We start from the raw sequence: 13,120 nt of genomic DNA, 5'->3' as shown, positions 1-13,120 counted from the left end.
CAGCGAATACTTCTATAGGCGATGCTTTAGCCCTGCTACGAAGTGGCGAGCCCCTCGAACGGGGAGGACGCCTGCGCGTAGCGGCGCTTCGGGATGCGCCCGGCCAGCCGCGCGAGCCGCCCCGCCTCGACCGCGTGCCGCATCGCCGCGGCCATCCGGGCGGGGTCCTGCGCGCGGGTGACCGCGGTCGCCAGCAGCACGGCGTCGCAGCCCAGCTCCATGGCGAGCGCGGCGTCGGACGCGGTGCCGAGCCCGGCGTCCAGGATCACCGGGACGTTCGCCCGCTCGACGATCAGCTCGATGTTGTGCGGGTTGCGGATGCCGAGGCCCGACCCGATCGGGGAGCCGAGCGGCATCACCGCGGCGCAGCCGAGCTGCTCCAGCCGGTGCGCCAGCACCGGGTCGTCGTTGGTGTACGGCAGCACGGTGAAGCCGTCGTCGACGAGCTGCTCGGCGGCCTCCACCAGCTCGATCGGGTCGGGCAGCAGCGTGCGCTCGTCCGCGATCACCTCCAGCTTGACCCAGTCCGTGCCGAGCGCCTCGCGGGCGAGCTTGGCGGTGAGCACGGCCTCCCCGGCGGTGAAGCAGCCCGCCGTGTTCGGCAGCACCCGGATGCCGCACTCCTTGAGGACGTCCAGCACCGAGCCCCGCGCGGACGGGTCGACCCGCCGCATCGCGACCGTGGTCAGCGCCGTCCCGGACGCGGTCAGCGCCTCCCGCAGCACGTGCATGCTCGGCGCCCCGCCCGTGCCCATGATCAGCCGCGAGTCCAGTTCCTCTCCCGCGATGACCAGCGTGTCCTTCTGCACCCTCAGCCTCCTTGGACGGCGGTCAGCACTTCCAGCCGGTCGCCGTCGCGCAGCGGCGTGGTCTCCCACGCGGAGCGGCGGACGACCTCGTCGTTCAGCGCGGCGGCCACGCCGGTCCGCGCGGCGGTCACGGACGCGATCACCTCGGCCACGCTCGCGGCCTCGGCCAGCTCGCGCGGCTCGCCGTTGACGGTCACCTTCATGACGGCACCTCGGAGAAGCGGTCCGGGGCGAACGGCCCCGCGACCTCGGGGACGGGACGGTCCAGCAGCATCGCGGACAGGACGTCGGCGCTGACCGGGGCCAGCAGGACGCCGTTGCGGAAGTGCCCGGTGCCGAGGAGGAGGCCGGGGAGGGCGGACGGCCCCATCAGCGGCGCGTTGTCCGGGGAGCCGGGCCGCAGCCCGGCGGTGACCTCGGCGAACTCCAGCTCGGTGATGCCGGGCAGCAGCTCGCGGGCGTCGCGCAGCAGCTCCCACAGGCCGCCCGCGGTGACCCGCGTGTCGAAGCCGAGCTCCTCCTGGGTGGCGCCGAGGACGATCTCGCCGTCCGCGCGCGGCACCAGGTACACCGACGAGCCCTTCACCAGGCCGCGGGTGGTGCGGCGCAGGAACGGGACACGGGTGCGGAGCCGGATCACCTGCCCCTTCACGGGGCGGACCGGCGGCACGCTGCCGGGCGGCAGCCCCTCCAGGTCGCCGGACCACGGCCCGGCGGCGAGCAGCACCTTGTCCGCGCGCAGCACCGTCCCGTCGTCCAGCCCGACGCCGGCCGCCGCGTCGCCCTCGACGACGATGCGTGCGGCCCGCTGCCGGACGAGCCGCACGCCGGTCCGCTCGCAGGCCGCGAGCAGGGCCGCGGTGAGCCGGCGCGGGTCGATGGAGCCGTCGGAGGGGGCGAGCAGCCCGCCGCGCACGCCGGGCGCGAGCATCGGCTCCGCCCGCCGGCTCTCCCGGCCGGTCAGCGCCTCGGCGGGGATGCCGAGGCTCTCCTGGAAGCGGCGCAGGTCGTCGAGGTACTTCAGGTCGTCGGCGTCGAACGCGACCTGCAGCAGCCCGTCCGTGCGGTAGCCGGTGCCGCGGCCGGTCAGCTCCTCCAGTTCGGCGACGAAGGCGCCGTAGCGGTCGCGGGAGGCGAGGCCGAGCCGCAGCAGCGGCTCCTCGCCGTAGGTCAGCTCGCTGACGGGGGTGAGCATGCCCGCCGCCACCGACGAGGCGCCGCTCGCGGGGGACGGGTCGACCAGGGTGACCCCGCCGCCCGCCGCCGCGGCGGTCCGCCAGGCGGTGGCGAGGCCGATGACCCCCGCCCCGACGATCACGATCTCCATGCGCGCTCCCTTCGCCGGCATGATCCGGATCAGGTCCGGCGGTCGGCGGCCCGCTCAGCCGCCCTCTCAGCCCGGTCGCACCGGACTCCCGCGCTCTGTCACGTTTTACCTGTTCCCTACCTTACGACCTCGATCGCGTCCCCCAACTCCTGGACAGGTGTCCACCCGAAATCGGCGGCGCATTAGGCTGCCCTTCATGGACAGGGTCATCGTCGTGGGTGGCGGGCTGGCCGGCGTGCGCGCCGTGGAAGCCCTGCGCAGCAAGGGGTACGAGGGCGCGCTGACGCTCGTGTCGGCCGAGCGTGAGCGGCCGTACGACCGGCCGCCGCTGTCGAAGGCCGTCCTCGCGGGCGACTCCGACGACACGACGGTCGACGCCGACTGGGACGCGCTGCGCTGCGACCTGCTGCTCGGCGAGCGCGCGACCGCGCTGCGGCCCGCCGCGCCGGGGCGCGGCGGCGTGCTCGCCACCACCGCGGGCGACCTGCCGTTCGACGGGCTGGTCATCGCGACCGGCGCCACCCCCGTCACCCTGCCGGGGGAGGGCCGCCAGCACGTGCTGCGGACCATCGGCGACTCCCGCGACCTGCGGTCCCGGCTGACCGGGGGCGCCCGGATCGTGATCGTCGGCGCGGGCTGGATCGGCGCCGAGGTCGCGACCACCGCCGCGAAGAAGGGCTGCCGCGTCACCGTCGTGGAGGCCGCAGACACGCCCCTCGCCAACGCGATCGGCCCCGAGGTCGGCGCGCTGACCGCCCCCTGGTACGCCGAGGCGGGCGTCGAACTGCGCACCGGCGTGAAGGTCGCCGAGGTCGAGCCGGGCGGCCTCGCCCTCGCCGGCGGCGGCCGGATCGAGGCCGACGAGGTCGTGGTCGGCGTCGGCGTCCGCCCGGAGGTGTCCTGGCTGACGGGCTCCGGGCTGCTGGTCGAGCGCGGCGTGGTCACCGACGGCGCGTTCCGCGTCTACGAGGGCGAGGAGGAGCCGGGCGCCCTCCGCCCGGACATCGTCGCGGTCGGCGACTGCGCCGCCTGGTGGTCGGCGCGCTACGGCCGCCGGCTCCTCGTCGAGCACTGGGACACCGCCCTCAACGCCCCCGAGACCGCCGCGGCGACCCTCCTCGGCGCCGACGCCCGCTACGACGCCGCCCCCTACTTCTGGTCCGAGCAGTTCGGCCGCATGGTGCAGTACGCGGGCAGCCATGTCGCGTCCGAGCGGCTCGTCCACCGCGGCGACCCGTCCGGCCGGAAGTGGGCGGTGGCGTGGCTGACCGGCGACCGGCTCGACGCGATCCTCACCGTCGACCGGCCCCGCGACCTGGTGCAGGCGCGGCGGGTGATCGCCGCCGGCACGCCGGTGGACCCGGCGGCGATCGCCGACCCGGACGTGCCCGTCCGGCAGGCCGTTCGCGGATAGCGATCGGCGGCGGCGGGCAACGGCTGTCCAGGGGGTTTGAGGCTTCCGAAGGCGTGGTAGCAAGGGGGCGTGACGCAGATGCACGCAACCGTTGACAGCGCACTCGACCCCCGGACCGACGCCCTCGCCGGCGACTGGCTCACCCTCCGCGAGACCGCCGAACGGCTCGGGATCCGGCCCAACCGGATCAAGCAGCTCATCCACGAGCACCGGATCCTCGCGGTGCGCCGGGAGGGGCAGCCGATGGTGCCCGCGGCGTTCATCAAGGACGGCCAGGTCATCAAGGGCCTGCCCGGCACGCTGACGCTGCTGTCGGACGCCGGGTTCGACGACGTCGAGACGATCCGCTGGCTGTTCACCGCCGACGACACGCTGCCCGGCACGCCGGTGGACGCGCTCACCGAGAACCGGGGGACCGAGGTCCGCCGCCGCGCCCAAGCCCTCGCCTTCTAGCCCCGCCCAGTTCAGGACCCTCGCCTTCCCGCCCCGGCGGCGCCGCCGGGACGCGCACATGACACGATCGCGGGGACGCACGGCGGAACCACCGCCGCGCGGCCCCGCGATCCAGCCATGATCTGAGCTTGTGAAAGGACGTGCCCCGGCCGTGTCCAGGCATCTCCCCTCCGAACGCGCCGTCGCGCTGCGCGCCCGGCTCGGCCGGGCCCGCCTCTACCTGTGCACCGACGCGCGGGAGCGGCAGGGCGACCTGCCGGAGTTCCTGGACGCCGTCCTCGCGAACGGCGTCGACATCGTCCAGCTCCGCCAGAAGGGCCTGGAGGCCCGGCGGGAGCTGGCCCACCTGGAGGTCTTCCGGGCGGCCTGCGAGCGGCACGGCGCGCTGCTCGCCGTCAACGACCGGGCCGACGTGGCCCACGCCGTCCGCGCCGACGTGCTGCACCTCGGCCAGGACGACCTGCCGGTGCCCGCCGCCCGCGAGATCGTCGGCGGCGACGTGCTGATCGGCCGGTCCACGCACTCCGGCGAGCAGGCGTCGGCGGCGGCCGCCGAGCCCGGCGCCGACTACTTCTGCGCGGGCCCGGTGTGGCCCACGCCGACCAAGCCCGGCCGTCCCGCGCCCGGCCCGAAGCTGCTGGAGTACGTGGCGGCGCAGCGGCCGTCGCGCCCCTGGTTCGCGATCGGCGGCATCGACCTCGGCACCCTCGACGCGGTGCTGGCCGCGGGCGCGACCCGCGTCGTCGTGGTGCGGGCGATCACCGAGGCGGACGACCCCGGCGCCGCCGCCGCGGAGTTCGCGCGCCGGCTCGCGACCTGAGCGTTCCGAGGCCGGTGTTTGACCCGGATCACGGTGCGGCGCGGCGGGACGATCACCGACAATGGGGATCATGAGCCTCGGACCCGACGACGACCGCACCGTCGAACTGGACGACGACCTGCAGATCCTGCCCGACCAGACGTCCGACGACACCGACGTCGGCTGGGGCGAGTGGCGCGGCGGCGGCGACGATGACGCCCGCCTGCTGGAGGAGCGCCCGCCGCACTGGTGAGCGGCCGGGCGCCCGGTCAGGACATCCTGCAGGTCAGGACTTCATGCGGGTCAGAACATCATGCCGAGCGCGAACCCCGCGACGACGACGGCGCCGAGCGCGACCATCATCCGCCAGCGGTAGCGGGGGATGCGCTTCGGGCGCGGCTTCGGCGCCGGCGTGCGGCCGTCCCGCAGCGCCCGGACGAGCTGCGGCGCGGTCGGCCGCGCCGCCGGGTTCTTGTCCAGGCAGCGGGCGGCGAGGTCGCGCAGCGGGCCGCGCATGTCGCCGAGGTCCGGCGGCCGGGAGGTGACGCGCCGCATGACGGCGGCGCTCGGCCCGGTGCCGAACGGCGGCCGCCCGGTCGCGGCGAACACCATCGCGGCGCCCCAGGCGAACACGTCGGCGGGCGGCCCGACCGGCTCGTCCTCGATCTGCTCGGGCGCCATGTAGGCGGGCGTGCCGACCGGGCCGGTGGTCAGCGGGGTGGCAGGCCCGAGGGCGTCGGTGGTGCGGGCGATGCCGAAGTCGATGACCTTGGCGCCGTCCGGGCCGAGCAGCACGTTGCCGGGCTTGAAGTCGCGGTGCACGATCCCGGCGCGGTGGATCGCGGCCAGCGCCGCCGCCGTCCGCAGCGCGGCCTTGCGCAGCTGCGGGGCGGGCAGCGGGCCCTGGTCGGCGACGACCTGCTGCAGCGACGGGCCCTCGACGTACTCGCTGACGATGTAGGGCCGGTCGCCGGTCATGTCGGCGTCCAGGACGCGCGCGGTGTGCCGCCCGGACACCTGCAGCGCCGCCTCCGCCTCCTTGACGAAGCGGCTGCGCGCCCGCTGCCCGGCGGCGATGCCGCCGCGCAGCAGCTTGACGGTGACGAGCCCGCCGTCACGGTCGCGGCCGAGGTAGACGACGCCCTGGCCGCCCTCGCCGAGCCGGGCGAGCAGCGTGTAGCCGGCGAGGCGGCGCGGGTCGTCCGGGCCGAGCGGCGTGCCGGGCCCGCGGTCGCGGTCCTGCGCGGGCCGGGACGCGCCGCCCTGGCGCGCCTGGCCCGCGGGGGCCTGGCCCACGCGGCCCTGCTTGGCGCCGGCGGGCTTGGCCGCGGGCTGCTTGGCGGCCTGCTTCGCGGGCTGTTTGGCGGTGGACGGGGCCGGGCGCGGCTTGGTCGCGCGTCCGGGGCGCCCGGTCCGGGCTGCGGTGGGACGCGCGGCGTGGGCGTTCGTCCTCCCGCGGGAGGTGTCGTGCGGCACAGGAAGACTCCGACTCGGCGGGGACGGACGAAGATTTCCCTATTTGTACCGCGCCGCGGCTGCGCACGACAGGCGAACCGGGATCTTCGCCGCTACCCACATGTCCCCAAAGTCCCCTTCTGGGCGATCTGCCGGGACGATGCACCGACCATGACCTTGTAGCAGCCGTCCGCGACCTTCCACGCCTTCGCCTCCTCGTTCCAGTAGGAGAACGACCGCGCGGACAGCGGGAACGTCACCGTGGTGCTCTGCCCCGGCGCGAGCGTGACCTTGGTGTAGCCCTTGAGCTGCTTGGGCGGCTGCGGGACGTCCACACCCGCCGCGGGCATGCCGATGTAGAGCTGCGGGACGGCCACGCCTGCGCGGTCACCGGTGTTGGTGACCGTCACCTGCACCGCCTTGGTGCTCGCCTTGAGCCCGCTGTAGGAGAACGTCGTGTAGGACAGGCCGTGCCCGAACGGGAACTGCGGCGTGATGCCCTTCGCGTCGTAGTGCCGGTAGCCGACCAGGACGCCCTCGGAGAACGTGACGGTCTTGTTCACGCCGGGGTACTGCGCGGGGTTCCCGGACGCCGGGGCGTCGTTCTCCGCCACGGGGAACGTCACCGGCAGGCGGCCGCCGGGGTCCACGTCCCCGTACAGGACGCGCGCCAGGGCGTTGCCCGCCTCCTGCCCCGGATACCACGCCTCTACGATGCCCTTCACCTGGCCCGCCCAGGGTGTCAGCACGGGGCCGCCCGTGTTCAGCACGACGATCGTGTTGGGGTTGGCCTTGGCGATCTCCGTGATCAGGCCGTCCTGGTCGCCGCGGAGCGGTTCGCCGCACTGCAGCGTCAGGCACGACTTGTCGAAGAACTCGCCCTGGCTGTCGGTCGCGAACACGATCGCGACGTCGGCGGCGCGCGCCGCGTTCGCGGCGGCCGCGCGGTCATCGCCGTCGTGGTAGGTGATCGCGGTCCCGGCCCCGGCGCGGCGCGCGATGCCGTCCTGCGCGCTGACGGTGGTGAACGGCACGACCTTCGCCGAGCCGAACCCGCCCGGGGCCTCCCGCGCGGCGCGGCCGATCAGCGCGATCCTCTTCGGCGCCGCCAGCGGCAGGGCGCCGTCGTTCTTCAGCAGCGTGATGCCGCCCTCCTCGATCCGGCGCGCGGCGGTCTCGCTCGCCGCCCGGTCGATGCGGGACAGGTCGTTCGGGTACGCCTGCCGGTCGAACACCCCGAACGCGAACATCGTCCGCAGGATGTTGCCGACGTGCCCGTCGATGGTCGCCTGCGTGACCTTCTTCTGCGCGACGGCCATCTTCAGCAGGAACGCGTTGTACTTCATGCCGACCGGCAGTTCCATGTCGAGCCCGCCGTTGGCGGCCTCGGCGGTGTCCTGCGCGGCGGTGTGGTCGGACGGCACGAACCCCTTGAAGCCCCACTCCGACCGCAGGATCTTGTTGAGGACGGCGTCGTCCTGGCATGCCCAGCGGTCGTTCAGCTTCCCGAAGCCGCACATGACGGTCGCGGCGCCGCCGTCCTTCACGGCGGCCTCGAACGGCGGCAGGTAGATCTCCCGCAGCGTGCGCGGGTCCACCTTCATGCCCAGCGACAGCCGGTCGGTCTCCTGCGTGTAGACGGCCAGGTGCTTGACCGACGTCATCACGCCCTGCGCCTGCGCGCCCTTGACCCACGGCACGCCGAGCGTCGCGGACAGGTAGGGGTCCTCGCCGAAGCCCTCGAACGTCCGGCCGTTGCGGGGGGTGCGCAGCACGTCCACGGTCGGGCCGAAGATCAGGTCGTTGCCGCGGTGCCGGGCCTCCCAGGCGACCGTCCCGCCGTACAGCGCCGCCGCGTCGCGGTCGAAGCCGGCTGCCAGCGCGATCGGCGCCGGCAGCGCGGTCGCCTTGCCCTGCCGGACGCCCGCCGGCCCGTCCGACATGTAGACGGGCGGGACGCCGAGCCGGTCGATCCCGCGGTTGGTGTCGGCGTGCGCGTCCTCGAAGAACCCGCCGAGCGGGCCGCCGAACGGATCGTCCGAGGCCAGCAGCGCGATCTTCTCGTCGGCGGTCAGCTTCGGCAGCAGCAGCGCCGTCCGCTGGTCGGGGGTCAGCGCCGTGTCGCACCACGGCCGCTGCGCCGGGTCGCCGCAGCGGCCCGCGGCCGCCCGCGCGTCACCGGGCGCGGGCACCGAGAGCAGCGCCAGCGCCGCGGCGAGCGCGCCCGCCGCCGGGAGCCACCGTCCGGTCCGCATCAGCGGCCCTCCCCGTTCTGGACCGGTCCCTCGTTCTGGACGCGCAGCGCGTTCAGGGTGAAGGCGACCATGTGGTAGTGGCCGATCAGCATGACCAGCTCGATCAGCTCGCGCTCCCCGAAGCGGGTGGCGAGCTCCGTCCAGGTCGCGTCGGACAGGGTGCCGGACGCGTGCAGCTCGTCGGCCGCGGTGAGGACCATCCGGTCGTCGTCGCTCCAGCCGTGGCCGTCGAGGTCCAGCCTGAGCGCCGCGATGTCGGCCTCGGTGAGGCCGGCGCCGCGCGCGAGCCCGCGGTGGTGCTCCCACTCGTACGCGCAGGACCGGTGGTGCGCCGTCCGCATGATCGCCAGCTCGCGGTCGCGGGCCGTGAGCGTCCCCTTCATCAGCAGCATCGACCCGAGCCCGATCCAGGCGTGGAAGAGGTCGGGGTGGCGGGCGAGCGTGGTGAAGACGTTCAGCGGCCCGGTCGTCGCTGCCACGGCCTTGAGGACGTCGTCCCAGGCGTCCTCGGGCAGCGGGTCGAAGCGCGGGACGCGGTTCCCCGAAGTGTCGGCGCACATGGCGACATTTCTGCCACCGATCAGTGGGAAAGTTCTAGTCCACTGGGAAAATTTGGCCGGATTGTGTCATTAGTTACTTACGTGCTGCGGGTGGTGGCGGCCACGGCCAGCTCGCCGAGGGCCTCCCGGGCCTCCGCGGTGAAGGGGGCGGCCGCCAGGCTGCGCTCCGCCTCCCGCAGGTAGTGCTCGATCATCGCCTCGCAGGCGGCGAGCCCGCCGGTCTCCTCGATGATCGTGCGCAGCTCGTCCACCCCGGGGCGGTCGAGCGCGGGGTCGCCGAGGCGGCGCAGCACCGCGTCGGCCTGCGCGGCGGACGCGCGCTCCAGCGTCAGGGCGATCAGCACGGTGCGCTTGCCCTCGCGCAGGTCGTCCCCGGCGGGCTTGCCTGTCTCGGCGGGGTCGCCGAACACGCCGAGCACGTCGTCGCGCAACTGGAAGGCGATGCCGAGCGGCAGGCCGTAGCCGGTGAGCGCCGCCGTCACGTCCGGGCGGGCGCCGGCGAGGACCGCGCCGAGGTGCAGCGGGCGCTCGATCGTGTACTTGGCGCTCTTGTACTCCACCACGCGCAGCGCCGTCGCGACGGTGGCCTCGCCGCGCGTGCCCTCCAGCATGTCGAGGTACTGGCCGCACATGACCTCGGTGCGCATCAGGTCGTACACGGCCCGGCCGCGCCGCCGCGGCCCGGCGTCGAGCCCGCACGTCTCGAACATCTCGCTCGACCAGGCCAGGCACAGGTCGCCGAGCAGGATCGCGGCGCCGCCGCCGAACGCCTCGGCGTCGCCCGGCCAGCCCTGCGCGCGGTGCAGCGCCTCGAAGCGGCGGTGCGCGGACGGCTGGCCGCGCCGGGTGTCGCTGGAGTCCATCACGTCGTCGTGCACCAGCGCGCTCGCCTGGAGCAGCTCCAGGGACGCGGCGGCGGCCACGATGCCGGGCGAGTCCTCGCCGCCGGCGGCCCGCCACCCCCAGTAGCAGAACGCGGGCCGCAGCCGCTTGCCGCCGCCGAGCAGGGCGTCGAGGGCGGACAGCAGCGGCGCGAGGTCGTCGCTGATGGTCAGCAGCGCCGGGCGCTGCCGGTCGACGAAGCCGAGGAGGGCTTCGTCGACCTCCTTGCGGATACGGCTGGTCGACATGCCGAGATCGTATCCACCTGCGGCGATTCAACCCTGCCACCAAAACGTGAGAAGTCACTGGATCTTCGGAAATAGGCGCATAACGCCCGTGCGGTGTGGCGAGCATCACGTGATTCGGCGGTTCGAAGCCGCCTCCGAGGGCTTCTGTAGGCTTGGGGGATGCGACGCGTACGCCCCGACCGGCCCCCGACAGTCCGCGAGCTGCTGGCGGCGGGAGGCAGGTCCTTCTCCTTCGAGTTCTTCCCGCCCAAGACCGACAAGGGCGCGCGGAACCTGTGGCGTACGATCCGCGAGCTGGAGTCCCTGCACCCGACGTTCGTCTCGGTGACCTACGGCGCGGGCGGCGGCACCCGCGACACCACCGTCGACATCGTCGAGCGGATCGCGACCGACACCACGCTCACCCCCGTCGCGCACTTCACCGCCGTCGACCACTCGCAGGCCGAGCTGCGCAACCTCATCGGCCGGTTCGCCGCCGCCGGCGTCCGCAACGTCCTCGCGCTGCGCGGCGACCCGCCCGGCGACCCGATGGGGGAGTGGGTCAAGCACCCCGACGGCGTCGAGTACGCCGCCGACCTGGTCCGGATGATCCGCTCCTACGGGGACTTCTGCGTCGGCGTCGCCGCGTTCCCCTACAAGCACCCGCGCTCGCCCGACGTCGGCAGCGACGTCCGGTACTTCGTGGAGAAGTGCCGGGCCGGGGCCGACTACGCGATCACCCAGATGTTCTTCCGCGCCGAGGACTACTTCCGGCTCCGCGACCGGGTCGCCGCCGCGGGCTGCGACGTGCCGATCCTGCCGGGCATCATGCCGGTCACCCAGCTCAGCACGATCGAGCGGTCCGAGCAGCTGTCGGGCGCGCCGTTCCCGCCCGAGGTCAAGGCCCGGTTCGACGCCGTCGCCGACGACCCGGAGGCGGTCCGCAGGCTCGGTGTCGAGCACGCCGCCGAGCTGTGCCGCGAACTGCTGGAGCAGGACGCGCCCGGCATCCACTTCATCACGTTCAACAAGTCCACGGCGACGCGCGAGGTCTATTCGCTCCTCGGCGCCGAGGAGTACGGCGCGAGGGGCAGCGTCCCGCCCATGACCGCGTAGCGGGGCCCGCCGCCCGGGAACTCGAACCCGCTCAGCAGGTCCACCATGCCGACCGAGCGGTAGAGGCGGCGCGCGGGCGTCTCGGGGTGCCGGTCGAGCGTGGACAGGACGACCGTCCGCTCCGGCCTGCCCTCGCACAGCGCGGTCAGCAGGCTCCGGCCGAGGCCCCTGCCCTGCGCCTGCGGGTGCACGTGCAGCTCGGCGACCTCGAACGCGTCCGCCAGCCACTCCTCGGCGTGGTCCGGCCCCTCCAGGTCGGACAGCGCCTGGTGGACGACGTCGTGCCACCACTGGCCGCGCGCCCCGTGGAACCCGTAGGCGAACCCCTGGACGGGGCCCGGCAGGACGGGCAGCGTCCCGCGCCGCTCGGCGACGAACGCGCGGAAGCCCGGGTACGTGGTGTGCCGCTCCATGATGGTGTGCCGACCCGGAAGCTGCTCGTTCGGCGGCTCCATCGCGGCCGCGTACACGTCCAGCATGGGGTTGAGCCTGCGTAGGAAGGCGCGTTGGTCGATCTCGCGCAGCTTCGGGTCCCTCACCCGCAAGAGCCTAGACCCGGGGGATGGTGCGCTGCGTCACAGAGAGCCGATCGTAGAGGTCCCAGAGGATGCGGTCGGCGGCCTTCTTCAGCGTCCCCCGGTTGGCGTCGAGCTGCCCGCCCCACACGCGCGCCTCCGGGCCCAACCACGCGTCCGTCCCGCGCAGGGTCTTCACCGGCGAGTCCAGGGCCTGCCTGAGCCGGTCGATGCTGCCGTAGGCGTCCGCGTACGCCTGGTACAGCCGCTGGTACTCCGGGTTGGGCTGCTCTGTCGGGGACAGCTTGGCGGCGGCGGCACCGGTGAGCGGCAGGGGCAGGCTCCCGGGAGGCGGCGGAGCGGCCATGGCGACCTCTCAGGTCTCAGGCGACGGTGGTTGCTTCGGGCTCGTGCAGATCCAGCTTGGCGACGGCCGCGCGCGCCTGCTCGCTCAGGGGCGCACCGGTCAGCACCTGGACCGCCACGGGACGGACCCCGGCGCGGTCGGCCTCGGCCAGGAACGCGCGCAGCCACTTCACGTCCATCGCCATGTGGTGGCTGGCCACGCCCACCGACTCCTGGACGGCCTCCAGCCTCGCCTTGTCGCCCTCGGCCGCCTTCAGCAGATCGGCCGTCGCCGCCGGGCCGAGGCGCTCGTACAGCTTCTCGGTGTAGTCGGGATCGTCGGCGTTGGCCTTGAGGTGCTTCCAGACCGAGTCGGGGACGGGCCGCCCGTCCTGCACGGCCGCGACCACGGCGAGCGCGTCGGTCCTGGCGGCCTTGGCCGCGGACGGCCGGTCGGGGAAGTTGCCGATGTCGCCCGCGCCCCTCGGCGTGGGCTGCAGCGTGGGCGGCGCCGTCTTGACGGGCGCCCTAGGGGGCGGAGGCGTGACGGGCCGGGGCGTCCCGGCCGGACCCCCGCCCGGCCCGCCCGGCGCCGGGGCGGGAGCGGGGGCGGACGGCGGCGGGGCGTCGACCCCGCCGCCGGGAGAGGGATGGGTGACCGCGTAGTTGTAGCGGCGCGACAGCATCCCGAGCTGGTCGGCGGCCCACTGCGCCACCTGGTCGGCCTGCCGGTGCCCGGCCGTGGACACCCCCGGCGGAGGACGGTGCGCGTTCAGCCAGCCCTGGATCGCGTTCTGCGCGTCCTGCAGCTGCTTGATGACCTGGTTGAGCGCGGGCGGGTCGATCCCCCGGAACTGCGGATCGCGCGCCGCCGGGCCCGTGCGCATCTGCGCGGTCATCGCACCTCCGTGCCGGGGTCGGCCGAGTCACCGTTCGCCGTGTCCTGACTCCCCAGAATCACAC

At 74.3% G+C, this 13,120-nt stretch carries 15 protein-coding genes and 1 riboswitch; of the genes, 5 read left to right on the top strand and 10 right to left on the bottom strand.

Annotation, left to right across the window (positions count from 1 at the left end):
- Nucleotides 1-35 precede the first annotated feature (35 nt).
- From ACGFI1_RS02295 to thiO, 3 genes are all read right to left on the bottom strand, one after another.
- Nucleotides 36-809, bottom strand: coding sequence for a thiazole synthase (locus tag ACGFI1_RS02295; RefSeq protein ID WP_386868933.1), 774 nt, complete (start codon nucleotides 807-809; stop codon nucleotides 36-38).
- Nucleotides 810-811: 2 nt separating this feature from the next.
- The gene (gene thiS / locus ACGFI1_RS02290) at nucleotides 812-1,012 is read right to left on the bottom strand and encodes a sulfur carrier protein ThiS (protein ID WP_138638090.1); all 201 of its coding nucleotides are present in this window, start codon (nucleotides 1,010-1,012) and stop codon (nucleotides 812-814) included.
- Complete coding sequence (thiO, locus tag ACGFI1_RS02285) at nucleotides 1,009-2,136, bottom strand: glycine oxidase ThiO (RefSeq protein WP_386868930.1); 1,128 nt, start codon at nucleotides 2,134-2,136, stop codon at nucleotides 1,009-1,011. The genes thiS and thiO overlap by 4 nt, the downstream gene beginning before the upstream one ends.
- Nucleotides 2,126-2,238: riboswitch (TPP riboswitch) on the bottom strand. (Overlaps the previous gene by 11 nt.)
- 94 nt (nucleotides 2,239-2,332) lie before the next feature.
- Here thiO and ACGFI1_RS02280 point away from each other — a divergent pair.
- The 4 genes from ACGFI1_RS02280 (at nucleotide 2,333) to ACGFI1_RS02265 (ending at nucleotide 5,055) form a co-directional block, all read left to right on the top strand.
- Entirely contained in the window at nucleotides 2,333-3,550 is a 1,218-nt protein-coding gene (locus ACGFI1_RS02280; RefSeq protein WP_392782127.1) for an NAD(P)/FAD-dependent oxidoreductase, read from the top strand.
- 78 nt (nucleotides 3,551-3,628) lie between these two features.
- Nucleotides 3,629-4,003: an Rv2175c family DNA-binding protein gene (locus tag ACGFI1_RS02275; protein ID WP_138638093.1), complete on the top strand. Its 375-nt coding sequence runs from the start codon at nucleotides 3,629-3,631 to the stop codon at nucleotides 4,001-4,003.
- 151 nt (nucleotides 4,004-4,154) lie between these two features.
- Nucleotides 4,155-4,823, top strand: coding sequence for a thiamine phosphate synthase (gene thiE / locus ACGFI1_RS02270; protein ID WP_392740635.1), 669 nt, complete (start codon nucleotides 4,155-4,157; stop codon nucleotides 4,821-4,823).
- Nucleotides 4,824-4,893: 70 nt separating this feature from the next.
- Nucleotides 4,894-5,055: a hypothetical protein gene (locus tag ACGFI1_RS02265; protein WP_171069141.1), complete on the top strand. Its 162-nt coding sequence runs from the start codon at nucleotides 4,894-4,896 to the stop codon at nucleotides 5,053-5,055.
- A 50-nt stretch (nucleotides 5,056-5,105) separates the two neighbouring features.
- Here the strand turns inward: ACGFI1_RS02265 and ACGFI1_RS02260 are convergent, their stop codons facing one another.
- From ACGFI1_RS02260 to ACGFI1_RS02245, 4 genes are all read right to left on the bottom strand, one after another.
- Nucleotides 5,106-6,278 (bottom strand): serine/threonine-protein kinase, encoded by a 1,173-nt coding sequence (locus tag ACGFI1_RS02260; protein ID WP_386868924.1) that lies wholly within the window; start codon nucleotides 6,276-6,278, stop codon nucleotides 5,106-5,108.
- A 92-nt stretch (nucleotides 6,279-6,370) separates the two neighbouring features.
- The gene (locus ACGFI1_RS02255; RefSeq protein WP_392782123.1) at nucleotides 6,371-8,512 is read right to left on the bottom strand and encodes a glycoside hydrolase family 3 C-terminal domain-containing protein; all 2,142 of its coding nucleotides are present in this window, start codon (nucleotides 8,510-8,512) and stop codon (nucleotides 6,371-6,373) included.
- Nucleotides 8,512-9,072: a carboxymuconolactone decarboxylase family protein gene (locus tag ACGFI1_RS02250; protein ID WP_138638096.1), complete on the bottom strand. Its 561-nt coding sequence runs from the start codon at nucleotides 9,070-9,072 to the stop codon at nucleotides 8,512-8,514. Before ACGFI1_RS02250 ends, ACGFI1_RS02255 begins: the two co-directional genes overlap by 1 nt.
- A 77-nt stretch (nucleotides 9,073-9,149) precedes the next feature.
- Nucleotides 9,150-10,202, bottom strand: coding sequence for a polyprenyl synthetase family protein (locus ACGFI1_RS02245; RefSeq protein WP_392782119.1), 1,053 nt, complete (start codon nucleotides 10,200-10,202; stop codon nucleotides 9,150-9,152).
- 159 nt (nucleotides 10,203-10,361) lie between these two features.
- Here ACGFI1_RS02245 and metF point away from each other — a divergent pair, with 159 nt between their 5' ends.
- Nucleotides 10,362-11,297, top strand: coding sequence for a methylenetetrahydrofolate reductase [NAD(P)H] (gene metF / locus ACGFI1_RS02240; protein WP_138638098.1), 936 nt, complete (start codon nucleotides 10,362-10,364; stop codon nucleotides 11,295-11,297).
- On the opposite strand, the gene ACGFI1_RS02235 is transcribed toward metF, so the two are convergent.
- From ACGFI1_RS02235 to ACGFI1_RS02225, 3 genes are read right to left on the bottom strand one after another with little or no spacing between them, the layout of a single operon-like run.
- On the bottom strand, nucleotides 11,234-11,836 hold the full coding sequence (locus tag ACGFI1_RS02235) for a GNAT family N-acetyltransferase (protein WP_138638099.1): 603 nt from the start codon (nucleotides 11,834-11,836) through the stop codon (nucleotides 11,234-11,236). The two genes, metF and ACGFI1_RS02235, sit on opposite strands and share 64 nt — an antisense overlap.
- A gap of 10 nt (nucleotides 11,837-11,846) precedes the next feature.
- Complete coding sequence (locus ACGFI1_RS02230) at nucleotides 11,847-12,179, bottom strand: hypothetical protein (RefSeq protein WP_392782116.1); 333 nt, start codon at nucleotides 12,177-12,179, stop codon at nucleotides 11,847-11,849.
- Between the two features lie 16 nt (nucleotides 12,180-12,195).
- Entirely contained in the window at nucleotides 12,196-13,056 is an 861-nt protein-coding gene (locus tag ACGFI1_RS02225) for a hypothetical protein (RefSeq protein WP_392782113.1), read from the bottom strand.
- Between the last annotated feature and the right edge of the window lie 64 nt (nucleotides 13,057-13,120).

This window comes from Actinomadura geliboluensis (genome assembly GCF_043197915.1).
GTDB classification, from domain to species: domain Bacteria; phylum Actinomycetota; class Actinomycetes; order Streptosporangiales; family Streptosporangiaceae; genus Spirillospora; species Spirillospora geliboluensis.
The sequence above is the reverse complement of the archived record's forward strand: the minus strand, read 5'-3'. Positions and strand labels throughout refer to the sequence as shown.